This window comes from Streptomyces sp. NPDC048442, assembly GCF_040651475.1.
Taxonomy (GTDB): domain Bacteria; phylum Actinomycetota; class Actinomycetes; order Streptomycetales; family Streptomycetaceae; genus Streptomyces.
Genome location: NZ_JBEZKB010000001.1, coordinates 201,541 through 218,994, shown reverse-complemented (window position 1 = coordinate 218,994; position 17,454 = coordinate 201,541). Strand labels below are relative to the sequence as shown.

Sequence of the window (17,454 nt, the reverse complement as noted above, 5' to 3'; positions counted from 1 at the left end):
GGGCTAAGGCTGCGCGCCGCCGCGGGACTGGTCCGCGCCGGCGCCCACCGCGCCTCCGAGGTGAACGGGCGTCCGTACGGGTTCAGTGCTTGAGGGAGGCGATGAAGGGAGCCCAGCTGGTGCCAGGGAAGTGCAGGACGGGCCCGTCCTGCACCTTGCTGTCCCGGACGGGGACGACGCCCGGGAGGCAGTCGGAGACCTCGACGCAGTTGTCGTTCTCGTCACCGCTGCTGTAGCTGCTCTTGCGCCAGAGGGTCGAAGGGCCGGTACTCAGGTTGAGCTGATGCATCGTCTGTAGTCCTCCGCCGCCGACTCGATCAATTGCAGGGACACCTCCGGCGACAACGCGGCAGCCCTGAGTAGATCGTAGGTTCGTTGGGCCTTCTTCACTACGGCCGGATCATCGAGGAGCTCTCCGACGAACAGGCCCTCTGTATAGGCCAACGGCGGTGCGTCGCTGAACTCCATGAGACGAAGGGGCTTGCCCATGGAGGGGTAGGCCCCTTCGCTGAAGGGGATCACCTGAACCATGATCCGACGGCTAAAGATCGAGGCCGTGATCTTCTCCAGCTGCTCGATCATGACCGCCGGGCCGCCCACAGGGGTGCGGAGAGCGGTCTCATGGAGGACGGCCCAATACAGAGGCCCTGTAGGGTCGTCGAGAATGTGTTGGCGCTCCATCCTGCCCTCGACTGCCTGCAGGATTTCGGTGTCGGACAGCTCGGGCCGAGCATTGACGGTCAGTGCTCGTGCGTATGCGGGAATCTGCAGAAGCCCCGGGACGACGCCTCCTTCGAACTCGTAGATGCTCGTTGCCAACGGCTCCAGGTCGACGACCACGCTGAAGTAATGCACATACCGTGAATCGGTGATCAGCTTTCGCCATGTTCGCTCGAAAAAGCCGTCGGTTTGCAGTGCTTGATCAATGCGCTGAGCTACGTCCAATTGCGGCTTACGTACAGCCTGCTCGAACTGGCCGATATATCCGCCGGACACGAAGACCATGAGCCCCAAAGCATCTTGAGTGAGCCCTGCGCGTTCCCGGCGCAGCTTCAGCTCTTCGCCAAAGTGTTCCCACTCCTTCTTCCGCGAAGTATTGGCCACGGATCAACGCCCCTCCCAAGCCGCGCCGTTGTAGTGCGCAGACCTCTTCCGAGCGTAGCCAGCCCGCCCCACGCTCGTAATGCGAAACGTGAAATCCATTCGGGACGGGAAGTGTTGGCAATGCTGGAAAGCCCGCATCACTCTGCGGAATGCATCGAAGAGGCGGAGGAAGTTGTGAAGAAGTTGCGCGCGGCTCTGGAGAGAGCCGGCATCGTGCTGCCGTCGCTCGGTGTGGAGGCCACCTCGTACACGAGGGAGGTCGGCTGTCCGCTGGTGGACCTGGGCCGGTGCACGGTCGACACTGCGCGGCGGATCGCGGGGGCGCTGCCCCGTGCGGAAGGGAGCGGGGAGCGGTGAAGCAGCCGTCCCTCGGCTCGTACGTGGTGGATCTCACCACCGGCCGGGTCGGCAGGGTCGTCACCAGGGTGGGCAGGCTGCTCCGGCTCGCCCCGGTGGGCGCGGGGAGGGAGTGGAACTGTGATCAGGACGAGGTCCGCCAGGCCACCGCGTCCGAGCGGCTGAGCGCGGCGACGGCGTACGTGAACGCCCGGAGCCGGGGCGAGCTGTCCTGAGTCCGTCCCGTACGGGGAGAGGGGCGACCCGGCCCCCCTCCTCGTACGGGACAATGGAACCCATGAGTCTGTTCCGTGACGACGGCATCGTCCTGCGCACCCAGAAGCTGGGCGAGGCGGACCGCATCATCACGCTGCTCACCCGCAATCACGGCCGGGTCCGCGCCGTCGCGCGCGGCGTACGGCGGACGAAGTCGAAGTTCGGGGCCAGGCTGGAGCCGTTCAGCCACGTGGACGTGCAGTTCTTCGCGCGGGGCGGCGAGCTGATCGGGCGCGGGCTGCCGCTGTGTACGCAGGGCGAGATCATCGCTCCGTACGGGAGCGGGATCGTGACCGACTACGCGCGGTACACCGCAGGGACGGCCATGCTGGAGACGGCGGAACGGTTCACCGATCATGAGGGCGAGCCTGCCGTGCAGCAGTATCTGCTGCTGGTGGGCGGGCTGCGGACGCTGTCCCGTGCCGAGCACGCGCCGAATCTGATCCTCGACGCGTTCCTGCTGCGGTCGCTGGCCGTCAACGGGTACGCGCCCAGCTTCGACGACTGTGCGAAGTGCGGGATCGACGGGCCGAACCGGCTGTTCTCCGTCGCGGCGGGCGGTGTCATATGCGGTGACTGCCGGGTGCCCGGCAGCGTCGTACCCTCTGCGGAGGCCGTCGCTCTGCTGAGCGCACTGCTCACCGGGGACTGGGCGGCGGCCGACGCGTGCGAGCCGAGACACGCCCGCGAGGGCAGCGGGCTGGTGTCGGCGTATCTGCACTGGCACCTGGAGCGCGGGCTGCGCTCGCTGCGGTACGTAGAGAAGGCCTGAGAAGCACACATCAGCACAGCAGGGAGAGCACGAGCCATGGCACGACGCGGGATTCTGGGACTGGGCCGGCGAGAGTACAAGATCCCCGAGCCGCACCCGTCCGGTGCGCGGCCTCCGAAGATCCCCGGCGAGCTGGTCCCGGAGCACGTGGCGATCGTCATGGACGGGAACGGCCGGTGGGCCAAGGAGCGCGGGCTGCCGCGCACCGAGGGCCACAAGGTGGGCGAGGGAGTGGTGCTCGATGTGCTGAAGGGGTGCATCGAGATGGGAGTGAAGAACCTCTCGCTCTACGCCTTCTCGACCGAGAACTGGAAGCGGACCCCGGACGAGGTGCGTTTCCTGATGAACTTCAACCGGGATGTCATCCGGCGCCGGCGGGACGAGATGAACGAGCTCGGTATCCGGATCCGGTGGGTCGGGCGGATGCCGAAGATGTGGAAGTCGGTCGTCCAGGAGCTCCAGGTGGCTCAGGAGCAGACCGTCGACAACGACGCGATGACGCTGTACTTCTGCGTGAACTACGGCGGGCGCGCGGAGATCGCCGACGCCGCTCAGGCGATCGCGCGTGATGTCGCCGCCGGGAAGCTCGACCCGTCGAAGGTGAACGAGAAGACCTTCGCCAAGTACATGTACTACCCGGACATGCCGGACGTGGATCTCTTCCTGCGGCCCAGCGGCGAGCAGCGGACGTCCAACTACCTGCTGTGGCAGAGCGCCTACGCCGAAATGGTCTTCCAGGACGTGCTGTGGCCGGACTTCGACCGCCGCAATCTGTGGGACGCCTGCTACACCTACGCCCAGCGCGACCGCCGGTTCGGCGGTGCGGTCCCCAACGAGCAGCAGAATCAGGTCGGTTCACCGCTTCCGCAGGTGCCCGAACAAGGCTGATACCCCGGGCCCCGGCAGTATCATGCGCCGAAGGGGAGCACGAGCACACCGGGCGAACCGGCTCCCCGGGGGCGGGGGTCTGAGCGGTGGCGGAGCGACTCGTGGTGTCCGGCACGGAAGCCGGGGCGAGGGACCTCGACGCGGTACTGCTGCTGGTCGAGGACGATTCCGCCGACGCGCTGCTGTTCACGGAGGTGCTGGCGGACAGCGACCTGCGGGCCGAGGTCCACTGGTGCACCTCCCTGGGCGAGGCGCGCACCTTCCTCTGCGAGCACATCGGACCGGTGTGCGTACTGCTGGATCTCCATCTGCCGGACGTGCGGGGGCTGGATGCCGTACGTCAGGTGCTTGCCGCGCACCCGGACGCGGCGATCGTCGTACTGACCGGTCTCGTCGAGGGCGAGGCCGGCCAGACCGCCGTGGCGGAGGGTGCGCAGGACTATCTGGTGAAGGGGCGCCTGGACGCCGAGACCCTGAGCCGGGCCGTGCGGTACGCCGTGCAGCGCAAGCAGGTCGAGCGGGCCTCGGTGGCGCTGCACGCGGGCCGGCTGCGTGCCGAGGAGAACGCCAGGCTCGAACTGGGGCTGCTGCCTGTGCCGTTGATGCGGTCCACCGGATTCGAAGTGGACGCACGGTATGACCCCGGGCGCGAACAGGGCCTGCTCAGCGGGGACTTCTACGACGTGGTGCAGACCGCCGACGGGACCGTGCACGCGGTGATCGGCGACGTGTCCGGACACGGGGCGGCCGAGGCCGCGCTCGGGGTGTGCCTGCGGGTGGCGTGGCGGGCGGCGGTGCTGAGCGGCTGCACCGGGCCCGCCCAACTCCGGCTCCTCGAAGAGATCATGGCGGCGGAACGGTCGGCGCAGCAGGTCTTCGCCACCCTGACGAGCCTCGTCTTCCCCGCCGACCGGCACTCGGTGCGCGTGGTGCGCGCCGGACATCCGGGGCTGCTGCTGCGCGGACCCGCCGGGACCGTCTGGTACGACCCGCCGGGCGGCATGGCGCTCGGCATTGCGCCCGGCACCGGCAGCTGGCCGGAGACCGATCTCCCGCTGGCGCCCGGCACCGGCGTCGTCGTCTTCACCGACGGACTCTTCGAAGGGCTGATCGGACCGCGCACCCGGCTCGGCGAGAACGGGCTGCTGCGGCTCGCGAAGGAGTACGAGGACCTGCCGGCACGGGATTTCGTCCAGGCGCTCGTCCAGGCGGCGACCGCCGCGGCGGCACCGCACGGCGGGCTCTCCGACGACATAGCGGTGCTGCACCTGGCCTGGGGGAGCCGCTGAGGTGGCCCGCACGCCGAGTCAGGGGCGATTGCGTTTTGACCGGCTGTCCGTGCGGGACTGGATCCGTCTGGTACTGCTGTCCATGGCCGTGCTGCTGGTGCTCTGCGCGGCCACCGGGGCGGTCCTGCTCGACCGCACCGGCGTCCGCAACGCCGACCTCGTCGACCACATCCAGCCGGGCCGCTCCGCCGTGCTGCTGCTCCAGCGGTCCCTCGTCGACCAGGAGTCCGGCGTACGGGGCTTCGCCCTCAGCGGCAACGAGGCGTTCCTCGCACCGTACGAGGCGGGGGTGCGCGAGGAGCGGCGCCAACTTGCCGCCACGGCCCAACTACTGGGCACCGACGGTGTGTTCGGGAGCGATCTCGCGGCGGTGCGGGACAAGGCGGTGCGGTGGCGCACGGAGCAGGCGGCGCCGCTGATCGCCGCGATCCGGGACGGGGCGGGCATCACCTCCGTACAGCCGCGCGTCGAGGGCAGCAAGCGGTCCTTCGACGAACTGCGCGCACTCCTGCGCGTCCAGGAACGCCACCTCGACGAGGCGCGCACGGCCGCCCGCGCCGACGTCGCGAGCCTGCGCACCCAGCGGGACTGGGCGTTCCTCGGCATGCTCGCCGTGATACTCGTCACCGGCCTGCTCCTCGCCCTGCTGCTGAGCCGCATGGTCGTCCGCCCGCTGGCCGCCCTGCGCGCGGCGGCCGACCAGGTCGCGGGCGGCGACTTCGACCGGCGCATCGACGTGCCGGGCCCCGAGGACGTACGGGCGGTGGGCGCGTCCGTGGACTCCATGCGGCGACGCATCGCGGGCGAGCTCGCGGAGGCCAGGGAGAAGGAAGCGCTGCTCGTCGTACAGGGCGCGGACCTCGACGCTCAGGCGCAGGAACTGCGGCGCTCCAACGCCGAGTTGGAACAGTTCGCGTACGTCGCCTCGCACGACCTGCAGGAGCCGCTGCGCAAGGTGGCTGCGTTCTGCCAGCTCCTGGAGAAGCGGTACGCGGACGTGGTCGACGACCGGGGCAAGCAGTACATCGCCTTCGCCGTCGACGGCGCGAAGCGGATGCAGATCCTGATCAACGACCTGCTGACGTTCTCGCGGGTGGGCCGGCTGGACGCCGATCCGGTGCCGGTCGCCATGGACGACGTACTGGCCCAGGCGCTCGGCAACCTCGCGACGGCGGTCGAGGAGTCCGGCGCGGTCGTCGAGGTACCGGACCGGCCGCTGCCGGTGGTGAGCGGCGACCCCACCAGCCTCACCATGCTGTGGCAGAACCTGATCGGCAACGCGATCAAGTTCCGGCACCCGCAGCGGACACCGGTGCGGATCGTGGTGCGCTGCCAACGAGCCGGGGACGACTGGCTGTTCCGCGTCGCCGACAACGGGATCGGGGTGGCGCCGGAGTTCGCCGAGAAGGTCTTCGTCCTCTTCCAGCGGCTGCACTCGCGGGAGGAGTACGCGGGCACCGGCATCGGACTCGCGCTCTGCCGGAAGATCGTCGAGTACTACGGGGGGACGATCCGGCTCGACACCGAGGGGGCGGTTGCCGGATCGGAGGAAGGTGCCCGGGTGTGCTTCAGCCTGCCGGTCGAGCCAACAGGAGTACGTACATGAACTCTCCCGACACCCATGAGGTGCCCGCCACCCCCATCGAGGTGCTCCTCGTCGAGGACGACCCGGGCGACGAGCTGATGACCAGGGAGGCCTTCGCCGACAACAAGATCCGCAACACGCTGCACGTGGTGCGGGACGGGCAGGAGGCCTTCGACTACCTCTACCGGGAGGGGGCGCACGTCAACGCGGTGCGGCCGGACCTCATCCTGCTGGACCTGAACCTGCCGAAGTACGACGGGCGGCAGGTGCTGGAGCGGATCAAGAAGGATGAGGCGCTGTCGCACATTCCGGTGGTCGTGCTGACGACTTCGGCGGCGGAGGAGGACATTCTGCGCAGCTACAAGCTGCATGCGAATGCGTATGTGACGAAGCCGGTGGATCTGGATCAGTTCATTTCGGCGGTGCGGCAGATCGACGATTTCTTTGTGACGGTGGTGAAGCTGCCGCCGAGGGAGCGGTGAGGGACGTGTGCTTGAGGGGCGCGGGGAACTGCGCGACCAGCCACGACGCACCCGCACCATGGTCAGCTTGCTTGGGCCTTGTCGTAGGCAGCCTTTACTTCGTTGCCGAAGTAGGGGCCGAACATGCGGCCCGGCAGGAACGTGTAGCCGAAGCTGTTCACGGAGGCCTGGAGGCCCGTTCCGGTCGACTCGTCGAACGAGTTGAACCAGGGGCCGCCGCTCGACCCGCCCGTCATGTCGCAGGCGAGGCTGTGGTCCTTCGAGAACAGGAAGTCCTTCGTCGTGTTCCCCGAGCAGTAGATCAGCTTCTTGCCGTCGTACGGCGCCGCCGCGGGGAAGCCGAACGCGTACATCGGCTTGTTGTAGCCGCCGTTGAACTGGACGCCCTGTGCGCCGACCACATCGGCCAGCTTCTTGCCGTCCAGGGGGTTCACGACCGCGAGGCCCACGTCGTAGTTGATGTCCTCGCTCGCCGCCCACTGGTCGGTGGCGGAGGTCTTCGACGCGGTCCAGGTCCCGTAGGGGCTCTGACCGTCGTGGTAGGCGGGGACGAACGCCCAGTTCGTGTGCCAGGCGCCCTCCAGCTTCACGCAGTGCCCCGCGGTGACGACGGTCGACTTGTTCTGGCTGGTGACGGAGTTGCCGGAGCAGGAGGCCGTACGGCCCTGGTAGGTGAAGAAGACCCGGCCCGAGGTCTTCACCACCGCGCCGCCACCGGTCCACGCGCCGCCCTTCTGCGGGAACGCCTTGGTGGAGGGTACGGAGACGGCCGGGCCGCCCCGTTTCGCGGGGGTGATCTGCGAGGCCCGGGACGGGGACACGTTCAGCAGGTCCAACGGCTTCGCCGCGCGCATCCGCTCCGGCGTCCAGAAGTCGCGGACCTTCTGTTCGGCGGAGACGGTGGGGGAGGGGGATGCGGGGGATTTCGGCGGGGCTGCTGAGGCCGGGACGGCTCCGGTGGCGAGCAGGCCGCCTACGGCAGCCGCGAGACCGAGCAGTGCACTGTGGGGACGACGTCTCACGCTAACTCCTTCTGCGAAGAGGGAAGCGGTGCGGAAATCGGTGTGCGTGAGGCACGTTGCCACGGAGCCTGACTACCTGTCAGCAGCCGGTGAGGGAGTTGGCCGAAACATGGCGAACGCCCCAACTCCTCAAAGGGAGTTGGGGCGTTCGGGAAATCCGTCAGGCGGCCGCGCACTCCGCGCACGTACCGAAGATCTCCACGGTGTGCGCCACGTTCACATATCCGTGCTGCGCGGCGATCGCATCGGCCCACGACTCGACGGCCGGACCCTCGACCTCGACCGCCTTGCCGCACATCCGGCACACCAGGTGATGGTGGTGGTCGCCGGTGGAACACCGCCGGTAGACCGACTCCCCCTCACTGGTGCGCAGCACGTCGACCTCGCCCGCGTCCGCCAGGGACTGCAGGGTGCGGTAGACCGTGGTCAGGCCGACGGAGTCGCCCTTGTGCTTGAGCATGTCGTGGAGCTCCTGTGCGCTGCGGAACTCGTCCACCTCGTCCAGGGCCGCCGCCACGGCGGTTCGCTGCCGGGTGGAGCGCCCCCGTACCGGTGCGGAGTTCGTCGTCGCGCTCGCACCGCTCGGCGCCGTCGTCACAGGTGCCTCCTCTGGTCGCCCATTACGCGAATAGATGCGTCGGGCCATTGTGCCAGGAGCGTCGGCCGCGCCCCGTCAGACCTTGATCGCGTCCGGGCCTTCGGCGTCGGCGGACACGGCCGGGCCGCCGGTTTCCCGCTGCTCCAAGTGTCCCGCGCGGGAGCGCCGCCGGGCCAGGGGAGCGGCGAGGAGCGTCAGCACGATGAAGACGCCGATGGCGAGCAGCACGATCGTCGCGCCGGGCGGAACGTCGTACTGGTACGAGGAGAGCGTTCCGGCCAGTGTCACCGCCGTGCCGATGGCGACGGCGAGGACGAACGTGACGGTGAAGCTGCGGGAGATCTGCTGCGCGGCGGCCACCGGCACCACCATCAGCGCGCTGACGAGCAGCAGGCCCACGACCCGCATGGCGACCGTGACGGTCACCGCCGCCGTGACCGCGACCAGCAGGTTCAGGGCGCGCACCGGCAGGCCCGTCACCCGGGCGAACTCCTCGTCCTGGCTGACGGCGAACAGCTGGCGGCGCAGCCCGATCGTCACCAGGACGACGAAGGCGGCCAGAACGCAGATCGCCGTCACGTCCTCCTGCGAGACAGTGGAGAGCGAGCCGAAGAGGTACGAGGAGAGATTGGCGTTGGAGCCGGTCGGGGCGAGGTTGATCAGCAGGACGCCGCCCGCCATGCCGCCGTAGAAGAGCATCGCCAGTGCGATGTCGCCGCGGGTCTTGCCGTACCAGCGGATCAGCTCCATGACGACGGCGCCGGCGATCGCGACGGCGGTCGCCGTCCAGACCGGGCTCGCCGACAGCAGGAAGCCGAGGCCGACACCGGTCATCGCGACGTGCCCGATGCCGTCGCCCATCAGCGACTGGCGGCGCTGTACGAGGTAGATGCCGATCGCCGGGGCGGTGATACCGACCAGGACGGCGGCGATCAGGGCCCGCTGCATGAACGGGGTGCTGAAGATGTCCATCAGTTCGCTCATGTCAGCTCAGCAGTCCCGTCGGTACCGGAGACGCGGCGGCGGGCGCCGCGTCCGGGTGGCAGTTTTCCTTGGTCAGGTGGTGGTCGTCGTGGCCGGGCAGGGCGCCCGCCGTCGGCGGACCGTCGTACGTGACGAGCCCGTCGCGCAGCACCACGGTCCGGTCGATGAGCGGCTCCAGCGGGCCCAGCTCGTGCAGTACGAGGAGGACGGAGACGCCCGCCGCGACCTGCTGGCGCAGGGTCTCCGCGAGGATCTCCTGGCTGGCCAGGTCCACGCCCGCCATCGGCTCGTCCATGATCAGCAGCTCGGGCTCGGAGGCGAGCGCACGGGCGATCAGCACGCGCTGGTGCTGGCCGCCGGAGAGCGCGCTCACGGAGTCCTTCGCCCGGTCGGCCAGGCCGACGAGGCCGATCGCCCGGTCGACGGCGGCCCGGTCGGCCTTCGACGACAGCAGACCGAGCCGCGAGCGGGACAGCCGCCCCGACGACACCACCTCGCGGATCGTCGCGGGCACCCCGCCCGCCGCCGTCGTCCGCTGCGGTACGTAGCCCACGCGTGCCCACTGCCGAAAGCGCCTCAGCGGCGTACCGAACAGCTCGACGGAGCCGCCGGTCAGCGGCACCTGGCCGATGACGGAGCGTACGGCCGTGGACTTGCCCGAACCGTTCGCACCGAGCAGGGCGACGACCTCGCCGCGGTGCACGGAGAGGTCGATGCCGCGCAGCACGCGGCGCGAGCCGAGCGTGGCGGTGGCCGCGCTCAGGGAGATGACGGCGTCCTGGTGCACGGCTCGCGCCTCCTGGGATGTCTGCCGCGGTGTCTGCCGCGGTGTCTGCGGGGATGCCTGCTGCGGGGCGCGGCTCACTTCGCGCCGAGCGCCTTCTGCAGGGCTTCGAGGTTCGACTTCATGACCCCGAGGTAGTCCGAGCCCCTGGACTTGTCCGTGATGCCTTCCAGCGGGTCCAGGACGTCCGTCTTGAGGCCGGCGTCCTTCGCGACGGTCTTCGCCGTCTTGTCGCTGACCAGCGTCTCGAAGAAGACCGTGCTGACCTTGTCGTCCTTCGCGATCTTCTGGAGCTGCTTGATGCGGGCCGGGCTGGGCTCCGACTCCGGGTCGACGCCGCTGATGCCCTCCTGCTCCAGGCCGTACCGCTCGGCGAGGTAGCCGAAGGCGGCGTGGGTGGTGATGAAGGTCTTGGTGGAGGTGTTCTTCAGGCCGTCCTTGAACGCCGTGTTCAGGCCGTCCAGCTTGGTGACCAGGGCCGCGGTGTTCTTCTTGTACGTCGCCGCGTTGTCCGGGTCCGCCTTCTCCAGGGCCGCGCCGACGCCCTTGGCGACCTCGGCGTACTTCACCGGGTCCAGCCACACGTGCGGGTCGGAGGCGCCCTCGGCGCCGTGGCCGTGGTCGTGGCCCTCGTGCCCGGCCTCCTCCTGCGCGCCGTGCTCCTCCTGTGCGCCGTGCTCGTGGCCGCCGGCCTCGGTGCCGTGCGCCTCCAGCTTCGTGAGGGTCGCGGCGTCGACGGTGGACTTGGCACCGGACTGCTGCACGGCCTCGTCGACGGCCGGCTGAAGGCCCTTGAGGTAGACGATCAGGTCCGCGTCGGAGAGCTCCGCGGTCTGCTTGGGCTTGAGCTCCAGGTCGTGCGGCTCGACGCCCGGCTTGGTCAGCGTGGAGACGGCGACCTTGTCGCCGCCTATCTGCTCGGCCAGGTACTGCATCGGGTAGAACGACGCGATCACGTCCAGCTTCCCGTCCGCGTTCTTCCCGTCGGCGGCGGACGGGCTGCCGCCACAGGCGGAGAGCGTGATCAGTCCGAGAGAGACGGCGGCGGCGGTGGCGGTCGTGGGTATGAGGCGTCGTACGTTCATGACACTCATTTTCAACTAAAGTGGAAACGATTGTCAATAGTGCTCTTGTCCGCTCTGCCCCAGGTATCGATTTGATCCGGCCCCCCTGCCCGCCGGTAACCTGAAGCATTCGCCTTCGTCGTCGTAATGAAGAGAGCACCGTGGCCGCCGACAAGATCGAGACCATCGTCAGCCTGAGCAAGCGCCGTGGCTTCGTTTACCCCTGCAGTGAGATCTACGGCGGTTCCAGGGCTGCCTGGGACTACGGGCCGCTCGGTGTCGAGCTCAAGGAGAACATCAAGCGTCAGTGGTGGCGCGCGATGGTCATCGGGCGTGAGGACGTGGTCGGCCTCGACTCGTCGGTCATCCTGGCCCCCGAGGTGTGGGAGGCGTCCGGCCACGTCGGGACCTTCTCCGACCCGCTCACCGAGTGCACCTCCTGCCACAAGCGGCACCGTGCCGACCACCTGATCGAGGCGTACGAGGCCAAGCACCACGGCCGTACCCCCGAGAACGGCCTGGCCGACATCAACTGCCCGAACTGCGGCACCAAGGGCCAGTTCACCGAGCCCAAGCAGTTCTCCGGCATGCTCCAGACGCACCTCGGCCCGACCCAGGACACCGGCTCCGCCGCGTACCTGCGTCCCGAGACCGCGCAGGGTATTTTCACCAACTTCGCCCAGGTCCAGCAGACCTCGCGCAAGAAGCCGCCGTTCGGCATCGCGCAGATGGGCAAGTCCTTCCGGAACGAGATCACTCCGGGCAACTTCATCTTCCGCACGCGCGAGTTCGAGCAGATGGAGATGGAGTTCTTCGTCAAGCCGGGCGAGGACGAGCAGTGGCAGGAATACTGGATGGAGCAGCGCTGGAACTGGTACCTGGACCTCGGCATCAACCCCGAGAACATCCGCTGGTACGAGCACCCGGCCGAGAAGCTCTCCCACTACTCCAAGCGCACCGCCGACATCGAGTACCGCTTCAACTTCGGCGGCACCGAGTTCTCCGAGCTCGAAGGCGTGGCCAACCGCACCGACTTCGACCTGAAGGCGCACTCCAAGGCCTCAGGACACGACCTGGTCTACTTCGACCAGGAGGCCAATGAGCGCTGGACGCCGTACGTCATCGAGCCGGCGGCGGGCGTCAACCGGGCCATGCTCGCGTTCATGCTCGACGCCTACCGCGAGGACGAGGCTCCCAACGCCAAGGGCGTCATGGAGAAGCGTGTCGTCATGGGCCTCGACCCGCGCCTGGCTCCCGTCAAGGTCGCCGTGCTTCCGCTGTCCCGCAACCCGCAGCTCTCGCCGAAGGCCAAGGGCCTCGCCGCCGACCTGCGGAAGAACTGGAACATCGAGTTCGACGACGCGGGTGCCATCGGCCGCCGCTACCGCCGTCAGGACGAGATCGGCACCCCGTTCTGCGTGACCGTCGACTTCGACACCCTCGACGACAACGCGGTGACCGTGCGCGAGCGCGACACCATGAAGCAGGAGCGCGTCTCACTGGACATGATCCAGGAGTACCTGGCGGTCCGGCTGCTCGGCTGCTGACCTGCTGGTACTTGTTCAGAGCCCCCGGTTCGCGCGTGCGCGGGGCCGGGGGCTCCGGCGTGCCAGGGTCACGCAGAGGGCGGCGAGGGGGAGTTCGGCGCACACGGCCATGGCGGCCGCCGCCGCGAACTCCGGGCCCGGGGCCGAGGTGAGCAGGTCGGCGCACGCGTCGGCGGTCAGGAGGAGGGCGGCGCCTGCGGCCGCGAGACGGTGACCGCATCCGCCGCGTACGAGGCGGGTGCCGGCGGTCAGGAGGCAGAGGGCCTCCAGGAGGTCGAGGGCCATCCAGGCGGCGGCCTCCGCCGGGGGCAGCGTCGCGGCGAGGTAGCCGATCCACGGGAGCAGGGCGAGACCGGCGACGGTGAGGAGGCGTCCCTGCCACATGGCCGTCGGTACGGGGGAGTTGAGGGCCATGAGTGCCATGGGGGCGGGTCCTTCCGGGGGCTTTCCGCGGTGCCGAACCCGGCTTTCGGGCTCGTGGTCCACACTCCGGATTTCGGCGGCCCGGGTCAGGAATGCTGGTTGCCGACCTGGGGTGGCACTAGTTGCACCGCAGGGCGGTAACAGGGTTCATGGCGAATTGTCAGACCCACCGGCTACCTTCGGATCATGAAACTCTTGCCCCGGCCGCGACCGACCCGGATGCGGCGCGCCTTCGCCCGGCTCCGCCGTGACCTGGCCTTTCTCGCTGCCGGGGCGCCCCTGCACCTGCTCTGCGCGCTGCTGTTCCTGTGGGCGACGACCCAGCTCGTCGGGCTCCTGGCCGCAGACTCGGACGCGGCCCCGTATCTGCTGCCCGTGGCGCTCGTGCTGATCCTCGTCGCCGGGTTCGCTCTGACCGAGGCGCAGCGGTGGCGGTTGTGGGAGCTGTGCGGGGTGGAGATACCCCGGCTGCGGTTCGCGGTCCCATGGCGGCAGTTCGGGTACCACTGGCTGGTGGGGCCGTGCCTGGCGCTGCTCGAACTGGCCGTGCTCGTCATGGCGTTGCTCGCCGTCGCCGGGACGACCGTGTTCGCGTGGGAGTGGCTGCTGCCGGGGAGCTGGCGGGTCGGTCATCCCGGCTGGACCACCTGGGCGGCCTTCGTGATGGTGGCGGGCGTGGCGTCCCTCTTCGCCGTGCCGCCCGCGGCCGCCGCGCTCGTACGGCTGGAGCAGCGCATCACACCCGCACTGTTGCGGGACGAGCGCGGCGAGGCCCTCAAGCAGCGGGTGTCCGACCTGACCGAGAGCCGGGCCGGAGCGGTCGACGCGGCCGATGCCGAACGGCGGCGCATCGAGCGGGACCTGCACGACGGGGCGCAGCAGCACCTCGTCTCGATGGCCCTCAACCTCGGTATCGCGAAGGCCACCCTCAAGGACCTGCCGCCCGAGGCGCAGCAGGTCATCGACGAGGCGCACCGCGCCGCCAAGGAGTCCATCGAGGAGCTCAACAACCTGGTGCGGGGCCTGCACCCGTCCGTGCTCGACGAACTCGGCCTGGATCCCGCCCTGTCGGGCGTCGCCGCCCGCGCGCCCTTTCCCGTACGGCTGCGGGTGGACGTGCCCGAGCGGGCGGCGCCCGCCGTCGAGGCCGTCGCGTACTTCGTCGTGTCCGAGGCGCTCACCAACATCGCCAAGCACGCCCGCGCGACCCGGGCGGAGGTGGCCGTCACCCGGCTCGGGGGGATACTTCGGGTGATCGTCACCGACGACGGCACCGGCGGGGCCGACCCCGCAGGCGGCACCGGACTGCGCGGGCTCGCGCAGCGGGTGTCCTCCGTCGACGGTGCCTTCCGCCTCAGCAGCCCCACCGGGGGACCGACCGTCATGACCGTGGAGTTGCCGTGCACCGCCGCCGTGCAGTGATCGCCGAGGACTCCGTCCTCCTGAGGATCGGGGTCGTCAAGATCCTGGAGATGGCCGGGTTCGACGTCGTCGCCGAAGCGGGCGACGCGGAGGGACTCCTCACCGCGGTCGAGGAACACCGCCCCGACCTCGCCGTCGTCGACGTCCGGATGCCTCCGGGCTTCACCGACGAGGGGATCCGCGCCGCCCTCCTCGTACGGCAGCAGTGGCCGGACACCGCCGTGCTGATGCTGTCGCAGTACGTCGAGGAGCGGTACGCGGCGGAGCTGCTGTCCTCCCACACCAGCGGCATCGGCTACCTGCTCAAGCAGCGGGTCGCCGACGTCGAGGAGTTCATCGAGGCACTGCGCCGGGTCGCGGACGGGGGCACCGCACTGGACCCGCAGGTCGTCGCCCAGCTGCTGGTACGCAGGGGCAGCGACCCCCTGGAGCGGCTCACCGCCCGCGAGCGCGAGGTCCTCGCCGCCATGGCCGAGGGCCGCTCCAACGCCGGGATCGCCGCCCGTCTCACGCTCAGCGAGAGCGCGGTCGCCAAGCACATCAACTCCATCCTCGCCAAGCTCGACCTGCCCCGCGCGGGCGGCGACCACCGCCGGGTGCTGGCGGTCCTGCACTTCTTGGAGGGGAAGGGCTGACCGGGGTGGCTGAACGGGGTGGCTGACCGGGGCGGCGCGGAAAACTGGTGCGAGCGGGCGACGGGACGGGGTACCGTCAGACGCATGTTCTTCCAGACGCCGATTTACGAGTGAGAGCGCGACGGACCCGTTGCCGGTCCGTCCCCCACCGATGAATCCGTAGATCACTTCACATCACGCCGGAGAACCCATGAGCACGAGCAAGAACATCAACAACCCCGTGGGCCAGGGCGGCGGCCAGCGCAAGAGGCAGTCCCGCGACGAGCGGGCGAACAACGGCCCGCACCGCAACGCCGACCGCCAGGGCGCCGCCGACAAGAAGGCGGAACTGCTCGCCAAGATGCGCGAGAAGGCCGCGGCCGCCGGGAACGCCGGCGCTGACAGCTCCGACGCGCAGGCCTGAAGCAGGTAGCGCCTGAAGCACGTCACGTAGGACAGCAGGACAGCAGGGCCCGGACCGCACACGCGGTCCGGGCCCTGCTGCGTCGGCCGGTCCCAGCCGGTCTCGGCCGGTCTCAGCTGACGGTGCGGGGCAGCCGCAGGTTCAGCAGCCCCGTCAGTGCCACCACTCCCAGCTGCACCAGCAGCGTCACCGCGAGTGCGTCGCCCATGCCCAGAGCCGGGGTCAGCGCCAGGAACAGCGTGCCGAGCGTGGCCACGCCCAGGGCGAGCGAGGACTGCTGGGCCGTCACCATCACCCCGCTGCCCACTCCGGCGCGGTCGGCCGGGACCTCGGAGAGCACGATGCGGAACAGGACCGGCAGCTGGAGGCCCTGGCCCAGTCCGGCGATCAGCAGCCCCGGAAGCAGTCCCGCGAAGCCCAGCTCGGGCCAGTCCCGCCGTACGGCCAGGATCAGGAGCACCAGGCCGCCCGCCTGGATCAGCGCACCGGCGACCGCGATCCGGCCGCCGTACCGGCCGATCAGCTTCGGCCCGGCGAGGGACGCCCCGAAGAAGGCCACCGCCATCGGCACCAGGGCGAGACCGGCGGCCACCGCGCCCATGCCCAGGCCCTGCTGCAACGCCACCGCGATCACGAACATGAAGCCGCCGAAGCTGATCGAGAACGGCACGATCGGCGGCAGCCCGCGCCGCAGCGACTCCACCGCGAACAGGCTCGGCGGGACCAGCGGGGTGCGCCCTGCCCGGTCCGCCCGCCGCTCCACCAGGAAGAACGCGAGCGCCACGAACGGGAACGCGGCCAGGGACAGCCACGTCCACAGCGGCCAGAGCGACGCCCGGCCCTCGGTGAGCGGTGCCAGCAGCGTGAGGAGGGAGAGGGCGAGGAGCAGCGTTCCGGGTACGTCGACGGGCGCGGGCTTCTCGGAGCGGGTCTCCGGCACCGAGCGTGCCGCCAGCAGCAGCCCGACGATCACGACGGGCACATTGACGAGGAAGATCGACCGCCAGCCGGTTCCGGCGAGGTCGGCGGCGACCAGGAGGCCGCCGAGTATCTGTCCGGCGACCATCGCGAGCCCGGCCATCGCCCCGTACAGGCCCATCGCCTTCGCCCGGCGCGGCCCGGCGGTCGAGGCCTGGATGGTGGCCAGTACCTGCGGCAGCATCAGCGCGGAGGCGGCGCCCTGGGTGACCCGGGCCCCGACGAGCGTCCAGGCGTCCGGGGCGAGACCGCAGGCGAGGGAGGTCAGACCGAAGGCGGCCATGCCCCAGAGGAACAGCCGGCGGCGGCCGAACATGTCGCCGAGCCGCCCGCCGAGCACCAGCAGGACGGCGTACGAGAGCCCGTACCCGGCGACGACCAGTTCCAACAGGGCGGGGCCCGCGGCCAGTTCGTGGTCGATGGTCGGCAGGGCGACATTGACGATGAAGAAGTCGATGATCGGGAGCGCCGCCCCGAGCAGCACGGTGAACAGCCCGAGCGTGCTGAGGACGGACGGACCGGTGGAGGAAGAGGGGGAGGTGGAGGAGGAGAGGCGGGCGGAGGTCGGAGGGAGCGTGGTCGTCTGGGTCACGGCACCCACTGTCCGGGCATCCGCACCCTGGTACCAGAGTTTCCTTATCCTGGTACAAGCACTACCCGGCAACAGGCTGGCCGGTCCGCAGGAGCTTCGGGGAAGCTGGGGGAATGACGACGATGGCGCAGGAGACGACGCACGGGACAGCCGCGGTACGGGAGACCGACGAGAGCGACACCCACCGCACTGACACCGACGTCCGCCGTGCCGAGTCCGACCTCCGCCGCAGCGAGCCTGACGTCCGCGGTGCTGAGCCTGACGTCCGCT

General features: G+C 69.7%; 20 protein-coding genes. 11 read left to right on the top strand and 9 right to left on the bottom strand.

Annotated features, from left to right (window positions below):
- Positions 1-82 precede the first annotated feature (82 nt).
- Positions 83-289: a DUF397 domain-containing protein gene (locus AB0D18_RS01065; protein ID WP_362410683.1), complete on the bottom strand. Its 207-nt coding sequence runs from the start codon at positions 287-289 to the stop codon at positions 83-85.
- On the bottom strand, positions 271-1,104 hold the full coding sequence (locus AB0D18_RS01060; protein WP_362410680.1) for a helix-turn-helix transcriptional regulator: 834 nt from the start codon (positions 1,102-1,104) through the stop codon (positions 271-273). Before AB0D18_RS01060 ends, AB0D18_RS01065 begins: the two co-directional genes overlap by 19 nt.
- 174 nt (positions 1,105-1,278) lie before the next feature.
- Between AB0D18_RS01060 and AB0D18_RS01055 the strand changes: the two genes are divergently transcribed.
- The 7 genes from AB0D18_RS01055 (at position 1,279) to AB0D18_RS01025 (ending at position 6,732) form a co-directional block, all read left to right on the top strand.
- Entirely contained in the window at positions 1,279-1,461 is a 183-nt protein-coding gene (locus AB0D18_RS01055; protein WP_362410677.1) for a hypothetical protein, read from the top strand.
- Positions 1,458-1,676, top strand: a complete 219-nt coding sequence (locus AB0D18_RS01050) for a hypothetical protein (protein ID WP_362410674.1) — start codon at positions 1,458-1,460, stop codon at positions 1,674-1,676. The genes AB0D18_RS01055 and AB0D18_RS01050 overlap by 4 nt, the downstream gene beginning before the upstream one ends.
- A 62-nt stretch (positions 1,677-1,738) precedes the next feature.
- Positions 1,739-2,488 (top strand): DNA repair protein RecO, encoded by a 750-nt coding sequence (gene recO, locus AB0D18_RS01045; RefSeq protein WP_362410671.1) that lies wholly within the window; start codon positions 1,739-1,741, stop codon positions 2,486-2,488.
- A 36-nt stretch (positions 2,489-2,524) separates the two neighbouring features.
- Positions 2,525-3,376, top strand: a complete 852-nt coding sequence (locus AB0D18_RS01040; protein ID WP_362410668.1) for an isoprenyl transferase — start codon at positions 2,525-2,527, stop codon at positions 3,374-3,376.
- A gap of 86 nt (positions 3,377-3,462) precedes the next feature.
- Complete coding sequence (locus AB0D18_RS01035; RefSeq protein ID WP_362410665.1) at positions 3,463-4,665, top strand: SpoIIE family protein phosphatase; 1,203 nt, start codon at positions 3,463-3,465, stop codon at positions 4,663-4,665.
- 1 nt (position 4,666) lies between these two features.
- The gene (locus tag AB0D18_RS01030) at positions 4,667-6,271 is read left to right on the top strand and encodes an ATP-binding protein (protein WP_362410662.1); all 1,605 of its coding nucleotides are present in this window, start codon (positions 4,667-4,669) and stop codon (positions 6,269-6,271) included.
- Positions 6,268-6,732: a response regulator gene (locus AB0D18_RS01025; RefSeq protein ID WP_362410659.1), complete on the top strand. Its 465-nt coding sequence runs from the start codon at positions 6,268-6,270 to the stop codon at positions 6,730-6,732. Before AB0D18_RS01030 ends, AB0D18_RS01025 begins: the two co-directional genes overlap by 4 nt.
- A gap of 62 nt (positions 6,733-6,794) precedes the next feature.
- Here AB0D18_RS01025 and AB0D18_RS01020 read toward each other — a convergent pair whose 3' ends face one another.
- The 5 genes from AB0D18_RS01020 to AB0D18_RS01000 form a co-directional block, all read right to left on the bottom strand.
- A complete protein-coding gene (locus tag AB0D18_RS01020; protein ID WP_362410656.1) occupies positions 6,795-7,754 on the bottom strand; it encodes a peptidase in 960 nt (319 codons plus the stop codon).
- A gap of 160 nt (positions 7,755-7,914) precedes the next feature.
- Positions 7,915-8,352 carry a transcriptional repressor gene (locus AB0D18_RS01015; RefSeq protein ID WP_362410653.1) on the bottom strand — a complete coding sequence of 146 codons (438 nt, stop codon included), beginning with the start codon at positions 8,350-8,352 and terminating at the stop codon, positions 7,915-7,917.
- A gap of 75 nt (positions 8,353-8,427) precedes the next feature.
- Positions 8,428-9,324, bottom strand: coding sequence for a metal ABC transporter permease (locus AB0D18_RS01010; protein WP_362412085.1), 897 nt, complete (start codon positions 9,322-9,324; stop codon positions 8,428-8,430).
- A gap of 13 nt (positions 9,325-9,337) precedes the next feature.
- Positions 9,338-10,123 (bottom strand): metal ABC transporter ATP-binding protein, encoded by a 786-nt coding sequence (locus AB0D18_RS01005; protein WP_362410650.1) that lies wholly within the window; start codon positions 10,121-10,123, stop codon positions 9,338-9,340.
- Positions 10,124-10,197: 74 nt separating this feature from the next.
- Positions 10,198-11,205, bottom strand: coding sequence for a metal ABC transporter substrate-binding protein (locus AB0D18_RS01000; protein ID WP_362410647.1), 1,008 nt, complete (start codon positions 11,203-11,205; stop codon positions 10,198-10,200).
- A 140-nt stretch (positions 11,206-11,345) separates the two neighbouring features.
- Here AB0D18_RS01000 and AB0D18_RS00995 point away from each other — a divergent pair, with 140 nt between their 5' ends.
- Entirely contained in the window at positions 11,346-12,731 is a 1,386-nt protein-coding gene (locus tag AB0D18_RS00995) for a glycine--tRNA ligase (protein WP_362410644.1), read from the top strand.
- 15 nt (positions 12,732-12,746) lie between these two features.
- Here AB0D18_RS00995 and AB0D18_RS00990 read toward each other — a convergent pair whose 3' ends face one another.
- On the bottom strand, positions 12,747-13,154 hold the full coding sequence (locus tag AB0D18_RS00990) for a hypothetical protein (protein ID WP_362410641.1): 408 nt from the start codon (positions 13,152-13,154) through the stop codon (positions 12,747-12,749).
- A 186-nt stretch (positions 13,155-13,340) separates the two neighbouring features.
- Between AB0D18_RS00990 and AB0D18_RS00985 the strand changes: the two genes are divergently transcribed.
- From AB0D18_RS00985 to AB0D18_RS00975, 3 genes are all read left to right on the top strand, one after another.
- Positions 13,341-14,576: a sensor histidine kinase gene (locus AB0D18_RS00985; protein ID WP_362410639.1), complete on the top strand. Its 1,236-nt coding sequence runs from the start codon at positions 13,341-13,343 to the stop codon at positions 14,574-14,576.
- The gene (locus tag AB0D18_RS00980) at positions 14,573-15,211 is read left to right on the top strand and encodes a response regulator transcription factor (protein ID WP_362412083.1); all 639 of its coding nucleotides are present in this window, start codon (positions 14,573-14,575) and stop codon (positions 15,209-15,211) included. The genes AB0D18_RS00985 and AB0D18_RS00980 overlap by 4 nt, the downstream gene beginning before the upstream one ends.
- 190 nt (positions 15,212-15,401) lie before the next feature.
- The gene (locus AB0D18_RS00975; protein ID WP_362410636.1) at positions 15,402-15,614 is read left to right on the top strand and encodes a DUF6243 family protein; all 213 of its coding nucleotides are present in this window, start codon (positions 15,402-15,404) and stop codon (positions 15,612-15,614) included.
- Between the two features lie 112 nt (positions 15,615-15,726).
- Here AB0D18_RS00975 and AB0D18_RS00970 read toward each other — a convergent pair whose 3' ends face one another.
- The gene (locus tag AB0D18_RS00970; RefSeq protein WP_362410633.1) at positions 15,727-17,184 is read right to left on the bottom strand and encodes an MFS transporter; all 1,458 of its coding nucleotides are present in this window, start codon (positions 17,182-17,184) and stop codon (positions 15,727-15,729) included.
- Between the last annotated feature and the right edge of the window lie 270 nt (positions 17,185-17,454).